This window comes from Microbacterium sp. CGR1 (assembly GCF_001266755.1).
Taxonomy (GTDB): domain Bacteria; phylum Actinomycetota; class Actinomycetes; order Actinomycetales; family Microbacteriaceae; genus Microbacterium.
Map to the genome: position 1 here is coordinate 2206969 of NZ_CP012299.1, position 25516 is coordinate 2232484.

Below are 25516 nucleotides of genomic sequence, written 5' to 3' on the forward strand. Positions count from 1 at the left end.
GCGGGGGCGGCGCGCCGCGTCGCCCCCGCATCCCCCCTCGTCAGTCCCCCATCGAAAGAGAACGTGATGACCCAGGCCACACTCCCGCTGCATCGCCGCAGACGGCGCACCGCCTTCGGCGGCCCGGTGCAGGGCTGGCTGTACGCGGCCCCCACGGCGATCTTCGTCGCCCTGCTGTTCATCGTGCCGCTGGTGCTGGTGCTGCAGATGTCGGCCTCGGACTGGCCCCTGCTGAGCGGCAACCAGGGAATCAACTTCCCGGAGAACTATGCGGATGCCGTCACGCACCGCCTCTTCTGGGATTCGATCCGCTTCACCCTGCTCTACACCGTCATCACGACCGTGATCCTGATCGGACTCGGGCTCGGCCTGGCCCTGCTCGTGCAGGAGTCCACCCGCTGGAAGGGGTTCCTGCGCACGGCCTTCCTGATCCCCAGCGCGCTCGGCCTGGCATCCGCGTCACTGCTCTTCTACGTGCTGTACTCCCCCATCGCCGGCCCGTTCGCGAACCTCATGAAGTCGTGGGGCATCACGTTCCTCGGCACGCCGGAGGGCGCACTGTGGTCGACCATCTTCCTGATCGTCTGGCGATACGCGGGCTTCTACATGCTGCTGATGCTGGTGGGCCTGCAGGGAATCCCGGATGACGTCTACGAAGCCGCCCGCATCGACGGTGCGAACCGCTGGCAGACCTTCCGCGACATCACCGTGCCGCTGCTCAAGCCGACCTTCGCGCTCACGACAGTGATGTGCGTGACCGGGTCGCTGCTCGCGTTCGAGCAGTTCTACATCCTCACCAAGGGCGGCCCCGACAACAGCACCATGACCGTCGTGCAGCTCATCTACAACGTCGCATTCCAGGGGCAGAACAGCCTCGGCATCGCCGGCGCCCTCTCGGTGATCGTGCTGCTCGCACTCATCGTCATCAACGTCTTCCAACTGCGCGCGTTCCGCCGCACGGATGAGAGCTGAGAATCATGTCCCAGACGCTGACGCGCACGATCGTCGCTCCGAACCATCAGCCGACCCCGCCGCGCTATCGCTCGAAGGCCGCTCGCGTCGTCCTCGGCATCCCGTACTGGGTGTTCACGACCGCGCTGGCCGTGATCTTCCTCTATCCGCTCATCTGGACCGGCGTCTCGTCGGTCAGCCCGATGGCCGGCACCAGCCAGACCGACGGCTGGGGCTTCGGCAACTACGCGGCCCTCGGCGAATACCAGGCCGGCATCTGGGTGTATCTGGGCAACTCGCTCTTCGTCTCGGTGCTCACCGTCGCGCTCACCCTGTTCATCTCGCTGCTGGGCGGATACGCGTTCGCGCGCTTCTCGTTCCCCGGCAAGAACGCACTGTTCCTCCTCACCCTCGCCATCCTGATGGTGCCGTATGCGACCCTGCTCATTCCGCTCTACGTGATCCTCAATGCGGTCGGCCTGCAGAACTCGCTGGTCGGCGTCGCGCTGGTGATCACGATGTTCCAGCTGCCGTTCTCGATGTTCATGATGCGCATCTCGTTCGAGTCGATCCCGCGGGAGATGGACGAGGCGGCGATGGTCGACGGATGCTCGAGCTGGGGCGCCCTGTGGCGGGTGCTGCTCCCCGCCGTCAAGCCCGGGCTCGTGACCGTCGGGCTGTTCGCGTTCCTCACCGCCTGGAACGACTTCATGGCACCGCTGATCCTCATCAACGACACCAACCGTATGACGCTGCCGCTCGCGGTGGCGAACCTCCGCGGACAGGTGCAGGGCGTCGTCGACTACGGCGCCACCGAGGCGGGAGTCGTCGTGCTGGCGCTCCCCTGCATCCTGCTCTTCCTGATCCTGCAACGACACTACGTGCGCGGCTTCATGTCCGGCGCCTTCAAGGGATGACCATGTTCGACACCACTGCACCGGCCGCCCCGGTGGTTCCCACGCACGGGCGTCTGCGCCCGCTCGGCCTCGACGAGGTGCGCATCACCGGAGGGTTCTGGGCCGACCGCCAGGCCGTCAACGGCACTGCCACTCTCAGCCACATCGAGTCGCGACTCGAGTCCGAGGGATGGCTGCCCAACTTCGACCTCGCCGCCGCCGGCACGCTGCCGGACGGGCGTCGGGGACGCGAGTTCGCCGACTCCGAGATCTACAAGTACCTCGAGGCGCTGGCGTGGGAGATCGGGCGGACGGATGCCGCAGCCGACAGCGACCTCGAGCAGCGATTCCGCCGGGTCGTCGACCGGGTCGCCGCCGCGCAGGAGCCCGACGGGTACCTCAACACGATGTTCGGCCGCGAGGGCCAGGACGAACGCTGGTCTGCGCTGCAGTGGGGGCACGAGCTGTACTGCCTCGGACACCTGTTCCAGGCGGCCGTCGCCCGGGTGCGCACGAGACCGGATGCCGACGACGGTCTGATCGACATCGCCCGCCGCGCCGCCGACCTCATCTGCCGCGAGTTCGGCGTCGACGGCCGGGACGCGATCTGCGGGCATGCCGAGGTCGAGGCGGGGCTTGCCGAGCTCGGCCGAGCGCTCGGCGAGCAGCGTTACATCGATCAGGCCGCGCTGTTCGTCGAGCGGCACGGTCGCGGGTCGCTCGGCGAGATCGAGTGGGGGCGCAGCTACTTCCAGGACGACGTGTCGGTGCGCGACGCCGAGGCTCTTCGCGGGCACTCCGTGCGGGCGAACTACCTGTCCTCCGCCGCGGCCGACGTCGCCGCCGAGCTCTCCGACGACTCGCTGCTCGACGCCCTGCGGTCGCAGTGGGATCGCACGGTCGAACGCCGCACCTATGTGACGGGGGGCCAGGGGTCGCACCATCAGGACGAGGCCTTCGGCGACGACTGGGAGCTGCCGCCGGATCGCGCCTACTCCGAGACCTGCGCCGGCATCGGGTCGATCATGTTCTCGTGGCGGCTGCTGCTCGCGACCGGTGAGGCGCAGTACGCCGACCTGATCGAGCGGACCCTGTTCAACGTCGTCGCGACCTCGCCCGGTGACGACGGGCGCTCGTTCTTCTACGCCAACACCCTGCATCAGCGCACGCCGGGGATCCCGGCGGATCCGGATGCCACGTCGCCGCGCGCCTCGTCATCGCTGCGCGCGCCGTGGTTCGAGGTGTCGTGCTGCCCGCCGAATGTGGCGCGCACGTTCGCGAGCCTCTCCGCGTATGTCGCGACGGCCGATGATGACGGCGTGCAGCTGCATCAGTACGCACCGTCGACCGTGCGCACGACACTGCCGGACGGCCGGATCGTCGCGTTCGATGTCTCGACGGGCTACCCGGCGAAGGGCGATGTTCGCGTCACGATCACCGAGGACGCGAAGTTCGCGCTGACGCTTCGCGTGCCGTCGTGGGCGTCGCGAGCAACGGCGCGTGTGCACAGCGGGAATGAGGTCACGGAGCTGCCTGCACCTCCGGGTGCGGTCGAAGTCGCTCGTGCGTTCCGCGTCGGCGACATCGTCGAACTGAACCTGCCGATCGTGGCGAGGACCACATCACCGCATCCGATGGTGGATGCCGTGCGCGGCAGCGTCGCGATCGAACGCGGCCCCGAGGTGCTGGCACTCGAGTCGATCGACCTCGGCGGCGACATCGGCGACGCGGTCGCGGCCGGGGAGCCCGTCGAGCGCGACGGTCACGTGGTGCTGCCGGTGCGCCACCGCTCGACCGGCGAGACGGTCGACGCCCCCTTGATCGCTTATCACGACTGGGCGCGGCGCGGTCCGTCGACCATGCGGGTCTGGATTCCGACGGTGTGATTCAGCTCCAGAGGTCGGCGACGTGAGCCTCGGCCTCGCGAGTGCGTGCTTGCGCGCGGGCGGCCGCGGTGGCGGCGCTGGTGAGAGCGGTCTGCATGTCGCCGGCACACTCGTTCCATTCGCGGTGAGCGCGGGAGTAGGCATCTTGGGCGGCCCCGGTCCACAGGTGCCTCAGCCCGGTTGCTTCGGCGTCCAGGTCGTCGAGGAGCGCTCGGATATGCTGCGCGGTGTCGGCCAGCGTCGCGATCGACTGGGGGAGCGGTTCGTGCTCGACACGGATGCGCATCAGTCGTCGCCCTCTTCGGCGCCGGGTTTCGGCCAGCTCAGGTGCAGATCGCGGAGCTCGTAGGGCTGAGACACGTCGTCGGTGAGGAAATACGTGTAGAAGACGACCGCCGCCTCGTCGGCGGTGAAGACCTCGTGCGGGTAGACCGTGGTGCTGTGGCGACCGTCGTCGTAGTGGATCACCTCGGTGGGCTCGCCTGTGCGGTCGCCGCCGGGCTTGCCGATCGCGTACTGGTGGGGAGTGCCGTCGGCCTCGATACGGCGCACCTCCAGCGCCAGTGCGTCAGCGGTTCCCGCGCACTGCATGTACTCCTCACTGAACGGCAGATCTCGGAGAAGGTCGGCTCCTTCCGGCGCCCGCCACAGGCCCCACGCCCAGAACGATGACCCATTCATCCGGCTCAACGAGAATCGGATCTGATCCGGATACGGGCGGACACTATCGATCAACGCCATGCGACTGTAGCCGTTTCGCTGTGTGACGTGTGTGCGTGTGATGGCCATACGGTGACTCTCTTCTCGGCGTTGGCGGCCGGCAGGTTCACGGAACATGTTTGAGGATCACATCCACGATCCGGATGGGCTGGCCGTTCAGCGTCGCGATCGCGGGCCGCTCGCGACTGACCATTGCGTCGAATTCCTCCTGCGCCGCATCACGGGACCCGGTACCGCCCTTCACTTCGATCGCTGTCCAAGTCCCGTCGCCGTTACTGTAAAGGCCATCAAAGTATCGGTGTTGATCCGAAGCCATTCCAGGCCGGTGATGGTACCCCTCGATCGTCGCACGCACCTTGTCGCGGATGACATCCGTTCCGACATCATCCGCGACTCGTCGAGCCCGATCTTCTCGGTGTCGACCCAGGGTCTTTGCCCGTCTCCGTTCCAATGGCCCTTGATGTCCCGACCCCCATACTCGGGATGCGGCGGCGGTCGTCGGGCGACGGAGGCCGCGTCGTCACCGGCCGCCTCGTTCATCCAGCGAATGCCGGCGTGCCCGGCAGCCGCGACCCCGGCCCCGACGACCCCCGCGCCGGCCCACGCCAGGCCGCCACCCGGGGCTGCGCCGACCCCGGTGATCGCGAGCGCACCTCCGCCGCCGATCATCGTGCCGCCACCGACCACGAGCGCGACTCCGCCGAGGAGTTCGAGGAGGATGTCGGGGTGGTTGATGAGCGCGTTGCCCATCGAGGCGATGAAGTTCAGTTGCTCGATCGCCGGGTCGAGTACAGCGGTCTCGAACATGATCGAGCCGATCGCCCCGACGACTGCCCAGTTCGTCGCGCCTTCGGCCTGCTTCGGCGTCTGCAGGGGCGCGGCATCCGCCGCTGCGTGGATGGCGTTGGCAGCGTCGACGGCGTAGCGATCCAGCACACCCCGTGCGTTCGTCAAGACGTCGACCGCCTGCGGGCGCAGGTCCGCGCCGCCGTCGACGAACGGGACGTCGAGTTCGACGTGTCGCAGGTGAAGGTCGCGTTCCAGCTCACGCACCTTCACCTGGTGCTCCTGGCGTGAAGCGATCGTCGCTGCTTCCGCCTGCTCCCACAGGTCGATGGCGCGTGCGGCTTCGTCCTGCGCCCATCGCAGAGCATCGCCATAGGCCGACAGAGCGGCGGCGCCACTCATCAAGTACTCGCCGCACCTCTGCCATGACGACCGCACGTATTCCGCCCGCTCGAGGTACTTCTCATACGGGTACCCCGTCCACGCGGAATCGACCTCGAGGCCCCGCAACCCGTCCCGAAGGGCAGTGGCGGCCTCGGACCGAGACCGCCACGCGGACGCGACCGTATGCGCTGCGGCATACGAGCCCGGTATCAGCGCGACCGGGTCGTTCGTCGTCCCCAGCTCGGACATCAGTAGTCGCTCTCGGCCCAGATCATCTGGTCGAGTTCGCTGCTCGACGCCTCATCGCCCCGGTCGAACACCTCGGCGGTCTGCCGCAGGTTCTCCGCCACCATGTCGACGTCCGCGAGACGGCGCCCCAGTGCCGTCGTCCATGCGTCGCCGAATCGCGCCACCGCCGCGGTGATCGAGCGTGCGCCCAGCCCGGACGACTGCGCGACCACCGCCGAGCCGAAGTCGCCCCGCAGACTGGCGGCCTTCGTCGCGAAGGCGCGCAGCTCGTCGGTCTCCACATCCGTCATCGCACGCCATCGGTCACGAACGACAACGTTACGTCTTCATATGAGGACGTAATCAACATCCGCAGCTCGAATACCGGTGTTCCGAGATGGGACCTTCAGGGTGCTCAGACATGCGAATGGCCCCACCTCGGTGCGAGATGGGGCCATTCAGGCGACGGAGCGGAAGCTACTCCCGTTTGCGTGTCACCGCCCGCTGCAGCAGCACGAACACGAGCAGGATGCCGCCCGTGATGATCGTCGTCATCTCGGGCGGGATGCCTCCGTCACGCGTGATGAGCACGTTCATCAGACCGAGCACCAGCGCACCGACGACCGAGCCGAGCACGTATCCGTAAGCCCCTGTCAATACGGTGCCGCCGATCACTGCCGCGGCGATCGCGTCGAGCTCCCACCCGATGCCGGTGATGTTCTGAGCGGTGCCGAGTCGTGCGGTGTAGAGCACCGCCGCGAGACCGGCGAGACCGCCGCTGATCACGTAGACGAGCACCTTGGTGCGCTGCACGGGCAGACCCATGAGCAGCGCCGAGCTCTCCGATCCTCCGATCGCGTACACGGTGCGGCCGGTGCGCGTGCGGTGCAGAACGAAGAACGCGGCGGCCACGACGATCACCGCGATGAGCACTGCGGGGGTGATCACGAGGTCGTTGACCTTCGGGCCGTCGATGATCTTCAGCTGGGTGCCGATCCAGCGGATCGGCGACTCCTCACCCAGCCGCTCGGGCTTGGTGCTGAGCAGCGAGGCGAGGCCCCGACCGAGGAACATCATCGCCAGTGTCGCGATGAAGGGCTGCACGTCGAAGTACCGGATCAGCACTCCCGAGACGATGCCGAAGAGCACTCCGATGCCGATCATCGCGACGATCACGGCGAAGGCGTTCCAGCCGGCGTTCGAGAGCATCACACCGGCGACCGACGAGACCGCGATGATCGATCCCACCGAGAGGTCGATGCCGCCCGTGAGGATCACGAAGGTCAGCGCGACCGCGAGCACGATGAGGTGCGCATTGTTGATGAGCAGGTTCGACAGCGTGTTGAACTGCAGGATGCGGCCGTAGGCCACCTCGCCGAAGATCACCATGCCGACGAAGATGACCACCGAGGCGATCGTCGGCAGCACCGAGGGGTTCGCCGTGATCATGCGTCGCAGACGGTCGGCGACGCTCTCCGTCGCCCGAGGGGCCGGAGGGGCGGTCATGACGCTCATGCGGACACCTCTTCTTTCGCGATGATCTGTTCGACCGGGCGGGCTCTGCGTCGCGTCCGGAACCAGCTTCGCACGCGCTGCGACTGCAGCAGACACAGCACGACGATCACGATGGCCTTGAACGCCGGGGTCGCCGACGACGAGACGCCGAGATACAGCACGGTCTTGTCGAGGGTCGCGATGAGCAACGCGCCGACGAAGGCGCCGCTGAGTGAGAACTTGCCACCCGCCAGCGATGCGCCGCCGATGACGACCGCGAGGATCGCGTCGAGCTCGAGCTGGTAGCCGGTGCGGGAGATGTCGACGGTCATGACGCTGCCGACCGACATGATGCCCGCGATCCCGGCGAGGATGCCGCTCATGATGTAGGCCGTGAGCAGCAGTCCCTTCGGCTTGATACCCGCCATGCGGCTGGCCCGGGGGTTGATGCCGATCGCCTCGATCATGAGGCCCAGCGCGCTGCGCCTGACGACCCAGCCGACGGCGATAACGATCAGCACCGCGAGGATGAACACCACGGGGATGCCGATCACGAAGCCGTTCGCGATCCACCGGAACGCATCGTTGGATGCCGTCGTGTTCTGCCCGCCGGTGATCACCTTGGCGATGCCTCGGCCGGCGAGCATGAGCACGAGCGTGGCGATGAAGGGCTGCAGGCCGACATAGGCGACGAGGACGCCGTTGACCGCCCCCAGGATGCCGGTGATGACCAGCGCGAGTCCTACCGCGGCGAGCGCTGCGCCGAAGGAGTCGCCTGCGGCGCTGAGGAACTCCATCGAGACGGCTCCGGCGACGGCCATCAGAGATCCGACCGAGAGGTCGATGCCACCGGTGGCGATCACGAGCGACATCCCGATCGCGATCATCATGATCGGCGCCGCCTGGCGCAGGATGTCGATGAGGTTGCCGACGAGGTTGCCGTTGTTGGGGTTGATCGAGAGCGCGAGGTACGTCGGGTCCTTGATCACGTTCAGGGCGAGCAGCGCGAAGATCGCGACGATGCCCCAGAAGAACGGCTTGTGGATCAGGTCCCGCCAGATGGTGGTGCCGGCTGACGCGGTCATCGCGCTGCCTCCTTGTCGGTCGTGGGGGCGATGCTATCGGGCACGGCGCCGTCGGTGTCGTCGAGCGTCTCGGCAGCGGCCTCGACTCCGTGAGCGGCGATCACATCGACGATCACCTGCGCGGTGACGTCCGGTCCGTTCTGGATCTCGCCGATCTTCCGGTGGTCCTTCAGCACGACGATCCGCTCGGAGAGGCGTACGACCTCTTCGAGCTCGGAAGAGATGAACACCACGGCGACGCCGTCTTCGGCGAGCTCGGCCACCGCCTCCTGGATCTCGGCCTTCGCACCCACGTCGATGCCGCGGGTCGGCTCATCGAGGATCAGCAGCTCGGGCTGCGTGGCGAGCCAGCGGCCGAGCAGCACCTTCTGCTGGTTGCCGCCGGAGAGGTTCTTGATCATCCGGTCGGGGTCGGCCGGACGGACGTTGAACTGCGCGATGTAGCGGTCGACGATCGCATCCTGTTCCTTGCGGCTCATGGGACGCGCCCATCCGCGCTCCGCCTGCACGGCGAGGATGATGTTCTCGCGCACGGTCAGGTCTCCGATGATCCCCTCGTCGCGGCGGTTCTCGGTCGAGAAGGCGATCCGACGAGGCAGCGCATCGGCGGGCGACTTGAGGTCGACCCGGCGTCCATGCAGCTCGATCGTGCCTTCGTCGGTGCGGTCGGCGCCGTAGAGCAGTCGGGCGAGCTCGGTGCGCCCGGAGCCGAGCAGCCCGGCGAACCCGATGACCTCGCCGGGGCGGATGTCGAGGTCGGTCGCCTCGACCGCTCCGCGGCGTGCGATTCCGGATGCCGCGAGCAGCGGCTTCTCATCGGCCTCGCGCGGCGCGCGGCGGCGATTGCCTCCGAGCGACTTGAGCGCATCGAGGTCCTTGCCGATCATCTTCGAGATGAGAGCGTGGCGGTCGAGGTCCCGGGTGAGGTACTCACCCTCGTACAGTCCGTTGCGCAGCACCGTCAGGCGGTCGCTGATCGCGTAGACCTGATCGAGGAAGTGCGAGACGAAGAGGATCGCGACCCCCTGGTCTCGCAGCGCCCGGATCACGGTGAAGAGGCCCTCGACCTCGGCGGCGTCGAGGCTGGAGGTCGGCTCGTCGAGGATGAGCACCTTGGCCTTGATCGCCATCGCGCGGCTAATGGCGACGAGCTGCTGCAGCGCGATCGAGAGGGTCGAGAGCGGCCGGCGGGTGTCGAGGTGCCCCAGGCCGAGTCGGGAGAGGGCGTCGGTCGCAGCACGGTGGGTGGCCGTCCAGTTGATGCCGAACACACCTCGCGTCTCATGACCGAGCATCACGTTCTCGCCGATCGAGAGGTTGGGGGCGAGGTTGACCTCCTGGTACACCGTCGAGATCCCGGCATCCTGCGCGTCGCCGGCGCCGCCGAAGCTGCGCTCCTGCCCGGCGACGACGATCGACCCGGAGTCGATCCGGTAGACGCCGGTCAGGGCTTTGATCAGGGTCGACTTGCCCGCGCCGTTCTCGCCCATGAGCGCGTGGACCTCGCCCTGGAACAGCCGGAAATCGACCTTGTCGAGGGCTTTCACGCCAGGGAACTCGATCGAGATCCCACGCATCTCGACGATGGGCAGTGCTTCGTTCATCGGTGTCTCCTCCTCCGGAAGAGCCCGAGCGGTGCGGCTGTGGCGGCACCGCCCGGGCTCACTGGCTGATCGCTCCGGCGGCGGGGTCAGTACTTGCGGTCGGCGAGCACGGCCTGTGCCGCCTCTGCGGAATCGAACGCTTCGCTGGGGACGACGATGTACGAGTCGACGTCTTCACCCGCGAGAGCCTTCTCGACGACCTCGAGGGCCGTCTCGCCGAACAGCGGGTTGTACTCGTGCACGTAGCTGAGCTGGCCGTCGGCGAGCGCCTGCATGGCGTTCTTCGTGCCGTCGATCGTGGCGATCTTGACGTCTTCGCCCACCACCAGGCCGGCTTCCTCAGCGGCCTGCGCAGCGCCGAGACCCATCTCGTCGTTCTGTGCGAACACGAGCTGGATGTCGTTGTTCGAGGACTTGAGCATCGTCTCGAAGACGCTCTTGCCCTCTTCCGCCGACCAGTTCGCCGTCTGCGCGTCGAGCTTGGTGAGCGACGAGTCGCCGAGGCCCTCGTCGAAGCCGGTGTTGCGCTCGTTCACGACGCCGACGCCGGCCGGGCCCTCGAGCACGACGTAGTTGCCTCCGTCGGGGAACGTCGCCGCAGCCCAGGTGCCGACCTCCTTCGCGACCTCGACGTTGTCGGGAGCGATGCGGGTGACGTACAGGCTGTCGTCGTCGGGCTCGATGCCGCGGTCGAGCAGGATGACGGGGATCTCCGCCTCCTGTGCGCGCTTGAGCGAGTCCTCCCAGCCCGAGGCCTCGGTGGCCGAGAGCAGGATCACATCGACGCCCTCGTCGACGAACGACGTGAACGCGTCGATCTGCGACTTCTGGTCGAGGTTGGTGGCGGGTGCGTACTTGAGGTCGTATCCGGCTTCCTCCGTGAAGGTGTCCTGGATGTTCTGCTCGTTGGCCTCGCGCCATGCACCCTCGGGACCGACGGCCACGAAGCCGACCGTGGTGACGTCGTCGCCGTCGCCACCCCCGTCGCCCGAGTCGCCGGTCGAGCAGGCCGCAAGGCCGATGGTGAGTGCGCCGACTGCTGCCAGGCCGAACGCGATGCGAATGCGCTTCTTCGCGGACATTTCTTCTCCTCGTTGAGATGCCGGTGGTCACTCCGGCGGTGGTGGACCAGTCATGGTCCGATCGTGATTGCAGGACACCTGCATCGCATGTCCTGCGGTGATGTTACCGGGAACAATTTCTGGAACACAAGAGGTCGAACGAAAATCACCGATGTAGGAAGCGAAAGATCTTGTTACCGATCACAGCTCGACGCTGTGACTGAGCTCAGCGGCGATCATCTCGACCACGGTGTCGACTGTCACACCGGGACCGTTGCTGAGCTCGCCGATCTTCTCGCGGTCCTTCAGCACGATGATGCGATCGCTCAGCCGCACCACCTCTTCGAGTTCGGACGAGATGAAGACCACGGCCACTCCGTCACCGGCGAGCTGGCTGATGCGTCTCTGGACATCGATCTTCGCCGCGATGTCGATCCCCCGAGTGGGCTCGTCGAGGATCAGCACGTGCGGACGCACCGCCAGCGCACGGGCCAGCAGCACCTTCTGCTGGGTTCCGCCCGAGAGCAGGCCGACCGGGCGGTCGAGGTCGGCGGGATCCAGATGCAGGGCCTCGACGTACGTCTCGACGAGTCCCCGCGACTCCGCGTGCGAGAGCGGACGAGTCCACCCGCGCAGCGCCTGCAGCGACAGGATGATGTTCTCGCGCGCCGTGAGCTCGCCGATGATGCCCTGCGTCCCCCGGTTCTCGGCCGACAGCGCGATCCGGTGTCGCAGCGCCGCCGACGGGCTCCGCAGCTGCACCCGTTCGCCGTCGACCCAGAGCTCGCCGCTGTCGGCCCGCGCCGAACCGCTGAGCAGCGACGCGAGCTCGGTGCGCCCGGAACCCCGCAGCCCCGCGAGGCCCACGATCTCTCCGCGTTGGATCTCGACATCCATCTGCTCGAGCTCACCGCGTCGCCCCACACCGGACGCCTGCATCGCGGGCTCTCCGTCGTACGCGTAGTGGTGGGCCTTGCGCTCAGAGCCGAGCGCTCGGAGGCTGTCGATGTCCTTGCCGAGCATCTTCGAGATCAGGTCGGCCCGGTCGAGGTCTCGCGTCGCATACTCCCCCACGCGCCGCCCGTTGCGCAGCACGGTCATGCGGTCGCTGATCGCGAACGCCTGCTCGAGGAAGTGCGAGATGAACAGGATCGCGACCCCCCGCTGCCGCAGACCGCGGATGACGCGCATCAGGGTCGCGACCTCGGCGACGTCGAGGCTGGAGGTGGGCTCATCGAGGACGAGCACCCTCGGCTCGTCGACGACCGCGCGCGCGAGTGCGACGAGCTGCTTCTGCGCAGGCGTGAGCAGAGAGAGCGGCGTCTTCGGATCGAGGCCGTCGAGCCCGAGTCTGGCCAGCGCCTCCGCGGCATCCGCTCTCGTCCTCCGCCAGTCGATGCCGAACCGTCCTCGGCGCTCCCGCCCGAGCATCACGTTCTCCGCGACACTGAGATTCGGGCTCAGCTGGGTCTCCTGGAACACCGTCGCGATCCCCGCCGCTCGACTGTCGGCGACCCCCGAGAACCGACGGGCCTCGCCGTCGACGAGGACCGTGCCCTCCTCCGGCGCGAGGGTGCCGGTGATCACCGCGACCAGGGTGGACTTGCCGGCGGCGTTCTCGCCCATGACGGCATGCACCTCGCCGGGGAACAGCCGGAAGTCGACGTCGTCGAGCGCGCGCACGCCGGGGAACTCGACCGTGATGCCCGCAAGCCGCACGACCGGCGCGGGACCACGGTCGGAGGTCATCGCACCTCCCGAGGTGCGGCCGATGAGCCGCGGGCGACGAGCTCGGTCGGGATCCGGGTGAGCGTGGGGATGTCCCGCCCTTCGATCGCCGCGCGCAGCATCTCGACCACCGCGACGCCCAGCGCCCCGAAGTCCTGGCGCACCGTCGTGAGCGGCGGGATGAAGTGCCGCGCCAGCGGGATGTCGTCGAAGCCGACCACGCTGAGATCCCGCGGCACCTCGAAGCCCCGGTCGTGCAGACCGTGGATCAGCCCCATCGCCATATCGTCGTTCGCGGCGAAGATCGCCGTGTAGTCGGGCAGCCGCGTGAGCCCCTTCGCGAAGTCGTAGGCGAAGTCGGCCGACCAGTCGCCGACGACGATGGGCCGTTCGCGGATGCCCCACGACTTGGCCCGCGAATGGAAGGCCCGCTCCCGCGCCCTCGCGTCGAGCCAGTCGAGCGGACCCGAGAGGTGCAGGATATCGCGGTGGCCGAGCGCGACGAGGTGGTCGACCACGGATGTCGTGCCCGCATGCTGGTCGATCGACACGGTGAGAAACGTCGGGTCGGCGTCTGCCTTGACGACCAGCATCGGCACGGTGATGGCGATGCGGCGCAGCGCCGCCACGGACGACGAGCGGGGCGCGATGACGCAGAGCGCATCGACTCCCTGGGTCACGAGATTGTCGACCGCCTCCTGCGGAGACAGCGGGTCGCCCTCGTGCAGAGCGATCGGCGTGACGGAGTATCCGGTGGCACGTGCGGAGAGCTCGACGGCTCGCAGGATGCTGGTCGGACCGTGCGCCACCGCGCTCTCGACGATCACGCCGATCCGGCGGGTGCGCTGCGTGGCGAGAGCCCGCGCGACGAGGTTCGGGCGGTAGTCGAGCTCCTCGATCGCCTCGAGCACGCGGCGTTTCGTGTCGGGCTTGATGTTCGGGTGATCGTTGAGAACACGCGAGACCGTCATGTGCGAGACGCCCGCGATGGTCGCCACCTGACGGATGTTGGGCTTGTCTGAACCGACGTTCGCCATGCACACCTCCGTCGGCCGAGCCTCGGAGAATGTTACCGAGAACAACCCCGGTGGTGCAATGGATCCCGCGGCAGCGGCAGGCGCTAGAGGCCCAGGCGCTAGAGGCCCAGGCGCTCCAGGTACGGGTTCACCAGTCGGCGCTCGGGGTCGAACCGCGCCGCGAGCGCGGCGAAGTCATCCCAGCGCGAGTAGCGAGAGCGCACCTCGGCGGCATCGAGCGTGAACACCTTTCCCCAGTGCGGGCGGGCGGTCTCGGGCAGTGCCGCCTCGAGCGTGGGCAGGAACTCGCGAACGGCCGCCTCGTCGGGCTTCCAGGTGAAGTGGATGCCCACGGCATCCGTGCCCTGCGATGAGCTCAGCCAGAGGTAGTCGGGGGCGACCGTGCGGATCTCGTTCACGAGCAGCAGCGGCGCGATCTGGCCGGCGAGCGTGCGGACCGCCTGGATCGCCGCGACCGCATCGGCGCGGGGCACCAGGTACTCGCTCTGGATCTCGGCGCCCGCCGACGGCGTGAACTCGAGCTTGAAGTGCGCGAGACGCTCGAACCACGGCCCCGGCACTCCGAGCTGCTCGGTGCAGGCCACCGGGTCGACGCCGATGATCGGATGCCGCTTCGCTGTCGCAGGCTCCGCTCCGAGTCGGTCGAAGAGATCGGCGCGGGTGTTCTCGCGCGCCTCGGGCTGTCGCTGCTTGACCCAGATCTGGTCGGCGACGTCGGTGTGCTCCCACCGCGAGAAGATGCTGACGCTCGTTCCGATGCTCGTCACCTCGTCGAAGTCGGCGAGGATCGCATCCCACGACGGATGCTCGAACACGTGCTGGGCGACCTCGTAGGCGGGCTCGACATCGAGCGTCACGTCGACGACCGCTCCGAGGGCTCCGAGGCTGACGACCGCGCCGTCGAAGTCGTCGTCTCCGCGAGCGAGCGAGCGGATCTCCCCTGCCGGCGTGATGATCGTCAGCGCGCGCACGGCGGAGGCCAGCGATCCCGTCGCGTCGCCCGAGCCGTGCGTTCCGGTCGCGACGGCTCCCGCGATCGAGATGTGCGGCAGCGAGGCGAGGTTCGCGAGCGCGAGCCCCTCGGCATCGAGCAGCGGGGCGAGGTCCCCGTAGCGCAGCCCGCCCGACACGCGCACGGCGTCACGGGCGTCGGCGACCTCGAACACGACGGGCAGCCGGTCGAGCGCGATGAGCACCCCGTCGGTGTCGGCGATGTCGTTGAAGCAGTGCCGCGACCCGAGGAAGCGCACGGCCCCGCCCCGGGCGAGCAATCCCTGCAGCTCATCGATCGAGCTCGGGTGCTCGATCGCGGATGCGCGATAGGTGAGGTTGCCGGCCCAGTTGCGTTCGATGGTCATCGGGCCATAGTAGCCACGGCAGCCTCGCCCGCCATCGGAGAGGCACCGCGCTCGGCATGCGCATGGATAGGCTGACCGGATGACTGCGATGCCGCCGCCGCGCGCGACGATGAAGGACGTCGCCGCACTTGCCGGCGTCTCACCCAAGACGGTCTCGAACGTCGTCACCGGCACGGTCGCCGTTCGCGAGGAGACGAGGCTCAGGGTCGAGTCGGCGATGGTGGAGCTCGACTTCGTGCCCAACCTCAACGCCCGCGGGCTCCGCAAGGGCCGCTCGGGCATCATCGCCGTGGCCCTGCCCGACCTCGCCACCGCGTTCTCGGCCGAGCTGATGCATCGCATCGTCGACGCTGCGCACGATCGGGGCCTGGCGGTGCAGATCGAGGAGACCGCGACCGATCCCGAACGCGAGCGGGAGCTCGTCTCGCGCGCTCGCGCGCACCTGGTCGACGGGCTGATCCTGAACCCCATCCGCCTCGAGGACAGCGTGCTGAAGTACGCCGACCGGCTGCCCCCGCTCGTCGTGCTCGGGGAGGTCGAGCAGAACAGGGCGGACCACGTGCGGATCGACAGTCGCCGCGCCGCCGCTGACGTGACCCGGCATGTGCTGTCTCGCGGGGCGACCCGCATCGCGGTGATCGGCGCCGATGACGACGCGGCGGTCGCGACCGCCACAGGTCGCCTGCGACTCGAGGGCGTGCACGACGCGCTGCGAGAGGTCGGCATCCCGCGCGACATCGCTCTCGAGATCAACCCGATGCCGTGGTCGATGACGGGTGGGGCGGATGGCGTCGCCACGCTGTTCCGGCGGGGTGTGGCATTCGACGCGATCATCGCCTTCACCGACTCGCTCGCGCTCGGAGCGCTGCACGCGCTGCACGATCACGGCGTGAGCGTGCCGGACGATGTGATCGTGACGGGCTTCGACGATGTCGAGTTCTCGCGGTACACGTCGCCCTCGCTCACGACGATCGCCTTCGATCGTCGCGCGTTCGCCGACGCGGCCCTCACGCTGCTCGAGTCGCGCATGGACGACCGCTCCGCTCCCCCGCGCGCGCTCACCCTCTCGCATCATCTGCTCGAGCGCGACAGCACGCGGGGCACCCCGCGCGGCTACCGCCCCTGACGCGGCCCGGAAGCATCGGCTCACTCTTGCGCCGCTGATTACATCGATGTAATGATGTACCCCGACCCCGCCCGCTGTCACGAAGGAGTGACGATGACGCCCCCGCTCGATATGTCCAGACGGCAGTTCCTGACTGCCGCCTCCGTCACGGCCGCCGCGGCGCTGCTCGCCGGCTGCGCCCCCGGAACAGTCCCGGGCTCGAACACCACAACCCTCCAGTTCTGGCATCTGCTCTCGGGTGGCGACGGCGTCACCATGTCGCAACTGCTCGACACCGCGAACGCGGCGCAGAACGCGTACCGCATCCGCCCCACGGTGCTCGCCTGGGGCACCCCGTACTACACGAAGCTCGCGATGGCGGGCGCCGGTGGCCGCGCCCCCGACGTCGCGATCATGCACGCCACCCGAACGGTCGGCTGGGCCCCCGGCGGTCTGCTCGACCCGTGGGATCTCGACCGACTGGCAGACCTCGGCGTCGACGCATCGACGTTCCCGAAGCCCATCTGGGAGAAGGGCTTCGTCGGCGAGAACATGTACAGCGTCGCGCTCGACGCGCATCCGTTCGTCGCGATGTTCAACACCGACATCTGCGATGCCGCCGGAGTGCTCGACAGCGACGGTCGCCTCGCAGAGACGTCGTCTCCCGAGGAGTTCGTCGAGCAGCTGCGCACGATCGGCGGCAAAGCCGACGGCCACGCGCTGTCGTACGGATATCTCGGCGACGGCGCGCAGATGTGGCGCCTCTTCTACACCTTCTACTCGCAGCACGGCGGTGCGATGGAGCTGCCCGCCGGCGGCAAGGCCGTGATCGACAAGGATGCCGCGGTCGAGTCCCTCTCGCTCATGCGCACTCTGCTCGACGGCGAGATCGCCCTCGCCCAGGCCGACTACGGCAGCGCCGTCGCCGAGTTCGCGACCGGCAAGAGCGGCATGCTGTTCACCGGCGTCTGGGAGCTCCGCACCATGCAGAACGCGGAGATCCCGTTCGACGCGACCATGATCCCCACGCTCTACGGCACCCCGGCGGTCTACGCCGACTCGCACTCGTTCGTGCTGCCGCATCAGACCAACGCCGACGAGAAGAAGCGCGACCTGACGTACCAGTTCGTCGCCGACATGCTCAAGGGCTCGTTCGGCTGGGCCGAGGCCGGGCACATCCCCGCCTTCCTGCCGGTCACCGAGTCCCCCGAGTACGCCGATCTCGTCCCCCAGGCCCACTACGCCGAGGCCGCGCAGCACGTCGTGTACGACCCCACCGCGTGGTTCACCGGATCGGGCTCCAACTTCCAGGGCGAGTTCGGCGCCGCGGTGCAGGGCGTCCTGCTGTCGGGCGATGACCCCGCGGCGGCGATCGACCGGTTCGAGGCACGGGTGAACACCCTGCTCCGTCAGCCCAACCCGGCAGACCCCGAGGGGACGTTCGCATCATGACCACGGCAACCGACTCCACGCGCACCATCGTCACCGGCTCCAAGGCCGCCATCCCGATCCGTCGCGCCGGCTCCCGCAACCGCGAGCAGCTCATCAGCTGGGCGTTCCTCGCTCCGTTCCTGCTCGCGTTCGTGCTGTTCCTCGCCTGGCCGATCGTGCACGGCATCATCCTCAGCTTCACCGACCAATCGCTCACGGGCGCCGGCGGCTCCTTCATCGGCTTCGCGAACTACGCCGAGGCGCTGACGGATCCGAAGATGTGGCAGTCGATGGGCAATACGGTGTGGTTCACCCTGCTGTCCACTGTGCCGCTCGTCGTGATCGCTCTGCTGATGGCGGCGCTCGTCGACCGCGGCATCCCGGGTCAGTGGCTGTGGCGACTGTCGTTCTTCATGCCGTACCTGCTCGCCTCGACCGTGATCTCGCAGATCTGGGTGTGGATCTTCAACCCGCAGATCGGTGCCGCGAACAACATCCTCGAGTTCTTCGGTCTCGAGCCGCTCGCCTGGCTCCAGAATCCCGACACCAACATGCTGTCGATCGTGATCGCGACCGTCTGGTGGACGGTCGGATTCAACTTCCTGCTGTACCTCGCGGCGATGCAGAACATCCCGCCGCAGCAGTACGAGGCCGCATCGCTCGATGGCGCGGGGCCGTGGCGCCAGTTCTGGTCGATCACTCTTCCGCAGCTGGGACCGGCGACCGTGCTGATCCTGATCCTGCAGATCCTGGCGTCGCTCAAGCTCTTCGATCAGGCGTACCAGATGCTCGGCGGTGTCGCGAGTGACACGACCCGCTCGATCGTCCAGTACATCTACGAAGCCGGCTTCGTCAGTTACCGATTCGGCTACTCGGCCGCGATCTCCTATGTGTTCTTCGCCCTCATCGTCATCATCGGCGTCGCGCAGGCTCTGATCACGCGCCGCCGGAAGGAGTCGCAGCTGTGATGTCCACCGCCACTCTCACCGAGACCATCACCACGACCAAGCCCGCGCGGGCCCGTCGCCCACACCTGCCGGGCGAGAAGCCGTTCGGCGTGCTGCGCATCAGCGCACTCGTCGTCCTCATCGTCCTGGCAGTCGGCTGGCTGCTGCCCTTCCTCTGGGCGATCGCGACGGCGTTCAAGACCGAGACGGATGCCGCCAGCGGCGACCCGTCCTGGATCGGCGCCTCGGGCCCGACGATCGAGGCGTTCACCGCGATCCTGTCGCAGGGCAACGTCTACACCTGGGCGTTCAACAGCCTGTGGACGTCGATCGCAGTGACCCTGATCACGCTCACGATCTCGGCATTGGCCGCCTACGCCTTCTCCCGGCTCGACTTCACCGGTCGCAAGTGGCTGTTCGTCGCCATCATCGCCTCGATCGTCGTGCCGCCGCAGGTGCTCATCATCCCGCTGTTCTACGAGATGCTCGCGTTCAACATGATCGACACCTACTGGGGTCTGATCCTGCCGCAGGTCGTGGCGCCTGCCATGGTGTTCATCCTGAAGCGCTTCTTCGACGCGATCCCGATCGAGCTCGAAGACGCCGCCCGGGTCGACGGCGCCAGCCGACTGCGTATCTTCTGGTCGATCGTGCTGCCGCTGTCGCGCCCGATCCTGGCATCCGTCGCGATCTTCGTGTTCATCGGCGCCTGGAACAACTTCCTCTGGCCGTTCCTCGTCATCAACGACACCACGCTGATGACGCTGCCGGTCGGCCTCCAGACGGTGATCAGTGCCTACGGCGTGCAGTACGCCCAGGTGATGGCTCAGGCCGTGCTGGCGGCGCTGCCGCTGATCATCGTGTTCATCATCTTCCAGAAGCAGATCGTCAAGGGCGTCGCGACCAGCGGCTTCGGCGGTCAGTAGTCCCCCACCCGGCTCGAGAGCCAGAAACAAGGAGAGCAATGTCTCAGGCCCGCATCACCATCGATCGCGACTTCACCATCGCCGACGTCCCCCGGAGGCTCTTCGGGTCGTTCGTCGAGCACATGGGGCGCTGCGTGTACACCGGCATCTACGAACCGGGGCACCCGCAGGCAGACGAGCGCGGCTTCCGTCAGGACGTCCTCGCCCTGGTGAAGGAGATGGGTCCGACCGTGGTCCGATACCCGGGAGGCAACTTCGTCTCGGGCTACCGTTGGGAAGACGGGGTGGGCCCGGTCGAAGACCGCCCGGTGCGCATCGACGGCGCCTGGCACACGATCGAGACCAACGCCTTCGGCCTGCACGAGTTCATGGACTGGGCGAAGGATGCCGATGTCGAGGTCATGGAGGCCATCAACCTCGGAACCCGGGGTGTCGAGGAGGCCAGGTCGCTCGTCGAGTACGCCAACCACCCGGGCGGCACGTACTGGTCGGACCTTCGCCGCAAGAACGGCGCCGAGCAGCCCTTCGACATCAAGCTGTGGTGCCTGGGCAACGAGCTCGACGGCCCCTGGCAGATCGGCGGCAAGACCGCGACGGAGTACGGGCGGCTGGCGCAGGAGTCGGCCAAGGCCATGAAGCTCGTCGACCCGACGATCGAGCTCGTCGCCGTCGGCTCGTCCGGCCGGTCGATGCCGACGTTCGGCACCTGGGAGCACACGGTGCTCACTCACGCGTACGACGAGGTCGACTTCATCTCGATGCACGCGTATTACCAGGAGCATGACGGCGACGCCGAGTCGTTCCTCGCGGAGTCGGTCGACATGGATGCGTTCATCGACGGCGTCATCGCGACGATCGATGCGGTGAAGGCGGCGGGCAAGCACACGAAGCAGGTCGACATCTCGTTCGACGAGTGGAACGTGTGGGACCAGGTGAAGTTCAACGACGTCGAGTCGGTCGAGATCGCGAAGGCCGGGTGGAAGAAGCACCCGCGTCTGATCGAGGACACCTACAACGTGACGGATGCCGTCGTCGTGGGCACGCTGCTCAACAGCCTGCTGCGTCACGGCGATCGCGTGAAGATCGCGAACCAGGCGCAGCTCGTGAACGTGATCGCGCCGATCCGCTCGGAGGAGAACGGTCCGGCCTGGCGTCAGACGAGCTTCTGGCCCTTCGAGCGCATGGCCCGTCTCGCCAAGGGCCGCATCCTGCGCCTCGCGGTGTCGGCTCCGCAGATCGAGACGAAGCGCTACGGCGGAGTCGACTCGGTTGATGCCGCGGCCACGTGGGACGAGGAGACCGGACGAGTCGTGGTCTTCGTCGCGAACCGCTCGCTGACCGAAGAGAGCGACCTGACCGTCGAGCTGCGCGGCCTGACCGGCCTCCGCGTCGTGAACGCCGAGACGCTGACGATCCCCGAGGGCGGCGACCGTCGCACCGCGAACCTCGAGGCCACGCAGGATGCCGTGCACATGGTGCCGCTCAGCGCCGCCGAGGTCGTCGACGGGTCGGTGCGTGCGACGCTGCCGCCGCTGTCATGGTCGGTGATCGAACTCGCCTGAGGTTCGGCTCGACAGGAGAGGGCCCGGCATCGGATTCCGATGTCGGGCCTTCTGCGTGTCCGGCATCCCGCGCGCCTGCACCACGAAGCACCCCGCAGACGCGAAGAAGCCCGGTATCGATCGATACCGGGCTTCTCAGCGATGGGGTTCACGGCCGAGGCCGGTCACTCCGTCAGATCGTGATCAGGCGATCAGCTCTGGATCTGCTGGCGACGACGCACGACCAGCAGCAGTCCGCCCGAGAGCAGGGCGAGCGCGATGGCTCCGGCCGTCAGCGGGACGAGCATGTCGGAACCGGTCGCGGCGAGACCGCCGTCACCCGGGGCGGCTGCGCCACCCTCACCGGGAGCGGGAGCGGCTCCGCCACCGCCGGCGACCGGTGCGGCGAGAACAGCGAACGCCAGGTCGGTCGGAGCCGACGAGACGCCGTCGATGGCCTGCGTGGCCGAGACCGTGTAGGTGCCCGACTCGAGAGCCGCACCGAAGTCGACGCTCCAGGCACCGTCCTCGACAGTGGCCGTGAACGTGCCGCTCGCCGCGGCGAAGGCGCCCGCGAGGGCCGCCGTGTTCGCCGTGGTCGGCTCGGCGCCGGTGAGCTTCACCGTCACGGTCGCTCCGTCGATGCCCGAGCCGGCGAGTCCGGAAGGACCGTCGTTGTGGGCGAACTCCGCGCCGTTCGCGACCGAGGTCACGGCCGGCGAGACGGGGATGACCGAGAACGACGAGGTGGCCTCAGGCGAGACCTCGTCTTCGCCGTCGATCGTGCGGGTCTGCGTCACGACGACGCTGTGCGAGCCGTACTCGAGGGTGAGTCCGTCGACGGTCCAGGAACCGTCTGCGGCGACCTCGGTCGTGCCGAGCACGTCATCGGTCTGGGCGTCGGTCACCGTGATGGCGGTGGTCGGCAGGCCGGTGCCGCTGATCGCGGTGACCGTCTCGTTGACGGTCGATCCGTCGGCGGGCGAGGTGATGACCGGCGCGACGAGCGGAGCCGGCACGACGGTCACGTTCAGCGTGGTGGTCGGCGAGGTGCTGAGGCCGTTCACGCCGGTGATGGTGAGCTCAGCGGCACCGAGTCCGACGGGGCCGACGAACGAGAACTTTCCGTCTACGACGTCGACGTTCTGCTCTGCGCCGAGTCCGGTGACGGTCACGGTGTCGGATCCGGGAGCAGTTCCCTCGATGGTGGCCCCGGGGTTGACCTCAGCGCCGGAAGTCGGGCTGGTGACGATCGGGGCGTCGAGGTCGAGTGCGACCTCGTAGCCGCCGGTCTTGGGGAGAGCCGCGGTGAGCGATGCAGACCAGGTCCACTGCTCGACGCCAGGTTCAGCCTCGATACCGCCGGAGATCAGTCCGATGGCGGTGCTGCCCTGGATGACAGCTCCGCCCGAGTCGCCGGGGCCAGCCTCGGTGTTGCTCGAAAAGCCCTGCACCCAGCGGCCCTCGATCTGCGCCCAGCCGTCGACGATGTGGTTTCCGTTGATCGCACCCTCCGTGTAGCCGGTCGTGCGACCGCTCTTCGCGACGGGGCCAGGAACGGCCGCGCCGACAGCCTTGACCGCGTAGCCGCTTTCTGCGAGCGAGTCGTAAGCGTCGGTGGCCGTGGTCCAGTCGGTGACGAACGGCAGCGGGTTGGTGCCCGGAGCGACATCGATCACCGAGATGTCGGTCGCGTTCGTGTCGCCGTTGGAACCCGGAGTGTTGTTCGTGCTGCCGAACTGAGCGAAGCTGAAGGTGCCGAGAACCCTGGGCGTCGCGGGCAGCTCGTCGTCGCCGCCGGCTGCGGGCTGCTCGCTCGGAACGCTCCAGAAGGTTCCGACCATCGTGTTGTTGTCGTCGTCGAGCGCGCAGTGTCCTGCACTCAGCAGCGCCGGGTCACCCTGCGGGCTCCAGGCGGCAAAGCCGACGGAGCAGTTGTAAAGCAAGTCGTCCTGATCCAGGCTCAGGTAGCCCTGTCCACCGACGATATCGCCGTCGGCAAATGCCTTAGGCGTTCCATCGACCGTCACGACAGTTCCTGTCGGGAGGTCAGCCTCAGACGCGAAGGCGTCGACAGCGGCGTCATCGGTCGCGCCATCCTCGGAGATGACGGTGATCTCTCCACCGTCCGCGCCTGTACCGCTGGCCACGAACTCGACGCCATGGTCGGCTGCGGCCTCCGCAATCTTCACGACGTCGGCCGGAGGAGCATCCTGAGTCTCGACGGCGGGAGCCTCGGTCTCGACCGGCGCATTCGTCTCCGACGTCGCGGTCGGGGAGGGAGTCGGGCTCGGCTCTGCGCCATCCTCGGCGTAGGCCGGTCCCGCCACGAGCAGGCCCGAGAGGGCGATCGTGGCGGCGGCGGTCAACGCCAGCGGGCGTCGACCTGTCACTCTGTGCTTCATGTGATGTATGTCCTTGCTGGTCACGGATCGTCAGTCAGTTTCATAGTCGGCAGTGCTCGTCGAGCACGGAACCGCCGCTTCCCGGGTAGGGCGTGAAATGAGACGCTGGCCCCCCGATCAGCACGATCCAGTCCGTCAGGACGAACAGGGATCTCATGCAGAGTACCCAGTAAATCCACAGAATGGGGAAATTGTTTACCAGAATTTCGCCTCTTGACCTGGCCCTCTCGTTTGCGATACGGCAGGACGACCGCCCGCCGCACAACGGATTGCGTTCGCAGACGACACGGTTACCATGGCCACCATGAGCACCCACCGCAGAGCACGCACCCTCGTCGGCCTCGCGATCCTGGGAGCCTTCGCCGTGATGGGCGCAGCCTGCGCGACCGGCGGCCCCAGCAGTGCGCCGACGTCGAGCGCCGACCCGAACGGCGAAGACAGCGCCGTCGTCGAGAAGCTCGTCGGACTGTGGGGAGAGGATGCCTCCGGTCAGCCGCACCTCGAGTTCACCGCCGACGGCGAGGTGCACGGCAGTGACGGCTGCAACGGCATCACGACGACCTACTCGGTGAACGGCGACCGTGTCGATCTCGCCCGATTCGCCTCGACGCTGAAGGCGTGCCCCGGAGTGGACGGCTGGATGCGGGGCGTGCGTGCAGTCGAGATCGACGGCGACGTCCTCGTGATCAAGGACGCGTCCGGCACGGAGCTGGGCACCCTCCCGCGCGCGAGCTGACGTCGCGCCGCGGAATGCGGCACCTGATCCGGCGACCGACCCGGGTTCGTCGACCCGGGCCGGTGCGCCGATCAGTTCTCGATGTGGCGTTCGTCGACGCCGTCGTAGAACGACAGCGGGCGGATCAGAGCGTTCGCACCGGCCTGTTCGATGATGTGCGCCGTCCACCCTGTGACCCGCGCCGCGACGAACAGCGGCGTGAAGGTGAGGGTGTCGAAGCCGATGAGGTTGTAGGCAGGACCCGACGGGTAGTCGAGGTTCGGGTAGATGCCCTTGCGCGCCACGAACTCCGACTCGAGAGCGTCGTACAGCTCTGCCACCTCGGCCTTGTCGTAGTGCTCGACCAGGGTGTCGAGCGCCGCCTTCATCGTCGGCACCCGCGAGTCGCCGCTCTTGTAGACGCGGTGCCCGAAGCCCATGATCTTGCGCTTCTCGGCCAGCGCCTTGTCGAGCCACGGCACGACGTTCGAGGCCTCGCCGATCTCGTCGAAGATGTGCAGCACAGCCTCATTGGCGCCGCCGTGCAGCGGCCCCTTGAGCGCGCCGATCGCCCCGACCACCGCCGAGTAGAGGTCGCTGAGGGTGGAGGTGATCACGCGGGCCGTGAACGTCGAGGCGTTGAACGAGTGCTCGGCATACAGGATCATCGAGCGGTTGAACGCGTCGACGACCACCGGATCGGGCTCCTCGCCGAACGTCATCCAGAGGAAGTTCGCCGAGTAGTCGAGGTCGTCGCGCGGTGCGATCGTCTCCTGCCCCCGGCGGCGGCGCTGACCGTACGCGACGATCGCGGGGAGAGCGGCGAACAGACGGATGCTGCGCTCGAGGTTCTCCTCCGGGCTGCCGCCGGCATCGAGCACCGATCCGCCCGCGTTCGTGTCGGAGGCACCGATCAGGCTGACCGCCGTGCGCACCTCGTCCATCGGATGCGCGTCGAGCGGAACCAGGTCGATCGCCGTCTTCACGCTGTCGGTCAGAGCGCGATGGAGGCGCTCCTCCGCGCGGAAAGCGGCCAGCTCGTCGGCCGTCGGCAGCTCGCCGTGCCACAGCAGGTAGGCCACCGCCTCGAAAGGCTGGGTCGCCGCCAGCTCCTGCACGGGATATCCGCGGTAGAGCAGGCTGTTCGTCTCGGGGTTGACCTTCGAGATCGCGGTCGTGTCGACGACGACCCCGGCGAGGCCCTTCTTGATGTCCGGCTCGGTCATGC

At 67.8% G+C, this 25516-nt stretch carries 23 protein-coding genes; 9 read left to right on the forward strand and 14 right to left on the reverse strand.

The window, feature by feature from the left end; translation table 11 throughout:
- The first annotated feature begins 66 nt into the window (after positions 1-66).
- From AKG07_RS10645 to AKG07_RS10655, 3 genes are read left to right on the forward strand one after another with little or no spacing between them, the layout of a single operon-like run.
- Entirely contained in the window at positions 67-972 is a 906-nt protein-coding gene (locus AKG07_RS10645) for a carbohydrate ABC transporter permease (protein ID WP_053097880.1), read from the forward strand.
- 5 nt (positions 973-977) lie between these two features.
- Complete coding sequence (locus AKG07_RS10650; RefSeq protein WP_082297903.1) at positions 978-1868, forward strand: carbohydrate ABC transporter permease; 891 nt, start codon at positions 978-980, stop codon at positions 1866-1868.
- Positions 1865-3733 (forward strand): beta-L-arabinofuranosidase domain-containing protein, encoded by a 1869-nt coding sequence (locus AKG07_RS10655; RefSeq protein ID WP_150115123.1) that lies wholly within the window; start codon positions 1865-1867, stop codon positions 3731-3733. The genes AKG07_RS10650 and AKG07_RS10655 overlap by 4 nt, the downstream gene beginning before the upstream one ends.
- A gap of 1 nt (position 3734) precedes the next feature.
- Here the strand turns inward: AKG07_RS10655 and AKG07_RS10660 are convergent, their stop codons facing one another.
- The 12 genes from AKG07_RS10660 to AKG07_RS10710 all read right to left on the reverse strand — a co-directional run bounded on the left by AKG07_RS10660 (position 3735) and on the right by AKG07_RS10710 (position 15218).
- Positions 3735-4019, reverse strand: a complete 285-nt coding sequence (locus AKG07_RS10660; protein WP_053097884.1) for a WXG100 family type VII secretion target — start codon at positions 4017-4019, stop codon at positions 3735-3737.
- Entirely contained in the window at positions 4019-4414 is a 396-nt protein-coding gene (locus AKG07_RS10665; protein WP_233277248.1) for a hypothetical protein, read from the reverse strand. Before AKG07_RS10665 ends, AKG07_RS10660 begins: the two co-directional genes overlap by 1 nt.
- Before the next feature lie 145 nt (positions 4415-4559).
- On the reverse strand, positions 4560-4697 hold the full coding sequence (locus AKG07_RS17875) for a hypothetical protein (protein WP_171821946.1): 138 nt from the start codon (positions 4695-4697) through the stop codon (positions 4560-4562).
- A complete protein-coding gene (locus tag AKG07_RS10670) occupies positions 4694-5872 on the reverse strand; it encodes a putative T7SS-secreted protein (protein ID WP_053097889.1) in 1179 nt (392 codons plus the stop codon). The genes AKG07_RS17875 and AKG07_RS10670 overlap by 4 nt, the downstream gene beginning before the upstream one ends.
- A complete protein-coding gene (locus AKG07_RS10675; protein WP_053097891.1) occupies positions 5872-6162 on the reverse strand; it encodes a type VII secretion target in 291 nt (96 codons plus the stop codon). The genes AKG07_RS10670 and AKG07_RS10675 overlap by 1 nt, the downstream gene beginning before the upstream one ends.
- Positions 6163-6328: 166 nt before the next feature.
- Positions 6329-7366: an ABC transporter permease gene (locus AKG07_RS10680; RefSeq protein WP_082297904.1), complete on the reverse strand. Its 1038-nt coding sequence runs from the start codon at positions 7364-7366 to the stop codon at positions 6329-6331.
- The gene (locus tag AKG07_RS10685; protein ID WP_053097897.1) at positions 7363-8430 is read right to left on the reverse strand and encodes an ABC transporter permease; all 1068 of its coding nucleotides are present in this window, start codon (positions 8428-8430) and stop codon (positions 7363-7365) included. Before AKG07_RS10685 ends, AKG07_RS10680 begins: the two co-directional genes overlap by 4 nt.
- Positions 8427-10034: a sugar ABC transporter ATP-binding protein gene (locus AKG07_RS10690; RefSeq protein ID WP_053097899.1), complete on the reverse strand. Its 1608-nt coding sequence runs from the start codon at positions 10032-10034 to the stop codon at positions 8427-8429. Before AKG07_RS10690 ends, AKG07_RS10685 begins: the two co-directional genes overlap by 4 nt.
- 86 nt (positions 10035-10120) lie before the next feature.
- Complete coding sequence (locus AKG07_RS10695; RefSeq protein ID WP_053097901.1) at positions 10121-11116, reverse strand: substrate-binding domain-containing protein; 996 nt, start codon at positions 11114-11116, stop codon at positions 10121-10123.
- 180 nt (positions 11117-11296) lie between these two features.
- Positions 11297-12844, reverse strand: coding sequence for a sugar ABC transporter ATP-binding protein (locus AKG07_RS10700; protein ID WP_053097903.1), 1548 nt, complete (start codon positions 12842-12844; stop codon positions 11297-11299).
- A complete protein-coding gene (locus tag AKG07_RS10705) occupies positions 12841-13860 on the reverse strand; it encodes a LacI family DNA-binding transcriptional regulator (protein WP_053097905.1) in 1020 nt (339 codons plus the stop codon). Before AKG07_RS10705 ends, AKG07_RS10700 begins: the two co-directional genes overlap by 4 nt.
- 98 nt (positions 13861-13958) lie before the next feature.
- A complete protein-coding gene (locus AKG07_RS10710) occupies positions 13959-15218 on the reverse strand; it encodes a D-arabinono-1,4-lactone oxidase (protein ID WP_053097907.1) in 1260 nt (419 codons plus the stop codon).
- A 79-nt stretch (positions 15219-15297) separates the two neighbouring features.
- On the opposite strand from AKG07_RS10710, the gene AKG07_RS10715 reads away from it, so the two are divergent.
- The 5 genes from AKG07_RS10715 to arfA all read left to right on the forward strand — a co-directional run bounded on the left by AKG07_RS10715 (position 15298) and on the right by arfA (position 21189).
- Positions 15298-16344 (forward strand): LacI family DNA-binding transcriptional regulator, encoded by a 1047-nt coding sequence (locus tag AKG07_RS10715; RefSeq protein WP_053097909.1) that lies wholly within the window; start codon positions 15298-15300, stop codon positions 16342-16344.
- 93 nt (positions 16345-16437) lie between these two features.
- Positions 16438-17775 carry an extracellular solute-binding protein gene (locus AKG07_RS10720; protein WP_053099262.1) on the forward strand — a complete coding sequence of 446 codons (1338 nt, stop codon included), beginning with the start codon at positions 16438-16440 and terminating at the stop codon, positions 17773-17775.
- Positions 17772-18722 (forward strand): carbohydrate ABC transporter permease, encoded by a 951-nt coding sequence (locus AKG07_RS10725; protein WP_053097910.1) that lies wholly within the window; start codon positions 17772-17774, stop codon positions 18720-18722. The genes AKG07_RS10720 and AKG07_RS10725 overlap by 4 nt, the downstream gene beginning before the upstream one ends.
- The gene (locus AKG07_RS10730; RefSeq protein WP_053097912.1) at positions 18722-19627 is read left to right on the forward strand and encodes a carbohydrate ABC transporter permease; all 906 of its coding nucleotides are present in this window, start codon (positions 18722-18724) and stop codon (positions 19625-19627) included. Before AKG07_RS10725 ends, AKG07_RS10730 begins: the two co-directional genes overlap by 1 nt.
- A 38-nt stretch (positions 19628-19665) precedes the next feature.
- Positions 19666-21189: an arabinosylfuranosidase ArfA gene (gene arfA / locus AKG07_RS10735; protein WP_053097914.1), complete on the forward strand. Its 1524-nt coding sequence runs from the start codon at positions 19666-19668 to the stop codon at positions 21187-21189.
- Between the two features lie 191 nt (positions 21190-21380).
- On the opposite strand, the gene AKG07_RS10740 is transcribed toward arfA, so the two are convergent.
- The gene (locus AKG07_RS10740; RefSeq protein ID WP_150115124.1) at positions 21381-23573 is read right to left on the reverse strand and encodes a S1 family peptidase; all 2193 of its coding nucleotides are present in this window, start codon (positions 23571-23573) and stop codon (positions 21381-21383) included.
- Between the two features lie 304 nt (positions 23574-23877).
- Here AKG07_RS10740 and AKG07_RS10745 point away from each other — a divergent pair, with 304 nt between their 5' ends.
- Positions 23878-24309, forward strand: coding sequence for an META domain-containing protein (locus AKG07_RS10745; protein ID WP_162253870.1), 432 nt, complete (start codon positions 23878-23880; stop codon positions 24307-24309).
- A 71-nt stretch (positions 24310-24380) separates the two neighbouring features.
- Here the strand turns inward: AKG07_RS10745 and AKG07_RS10750 are convergent, their stop codons facing one another.
- Complete coding sequence (locus AKG07_RS10750; RefSeq protein ID WP_053097920.1) at positions 24381-25514, reverse strand: bifunctional 2-methylcitrate synthase/citrate synthase; 1134 nt, start codon at positions 25512-25514, stop codon at positions 24381-24383.
- Positions 25515-25516 lie beyond the last annotated feature (2 nt).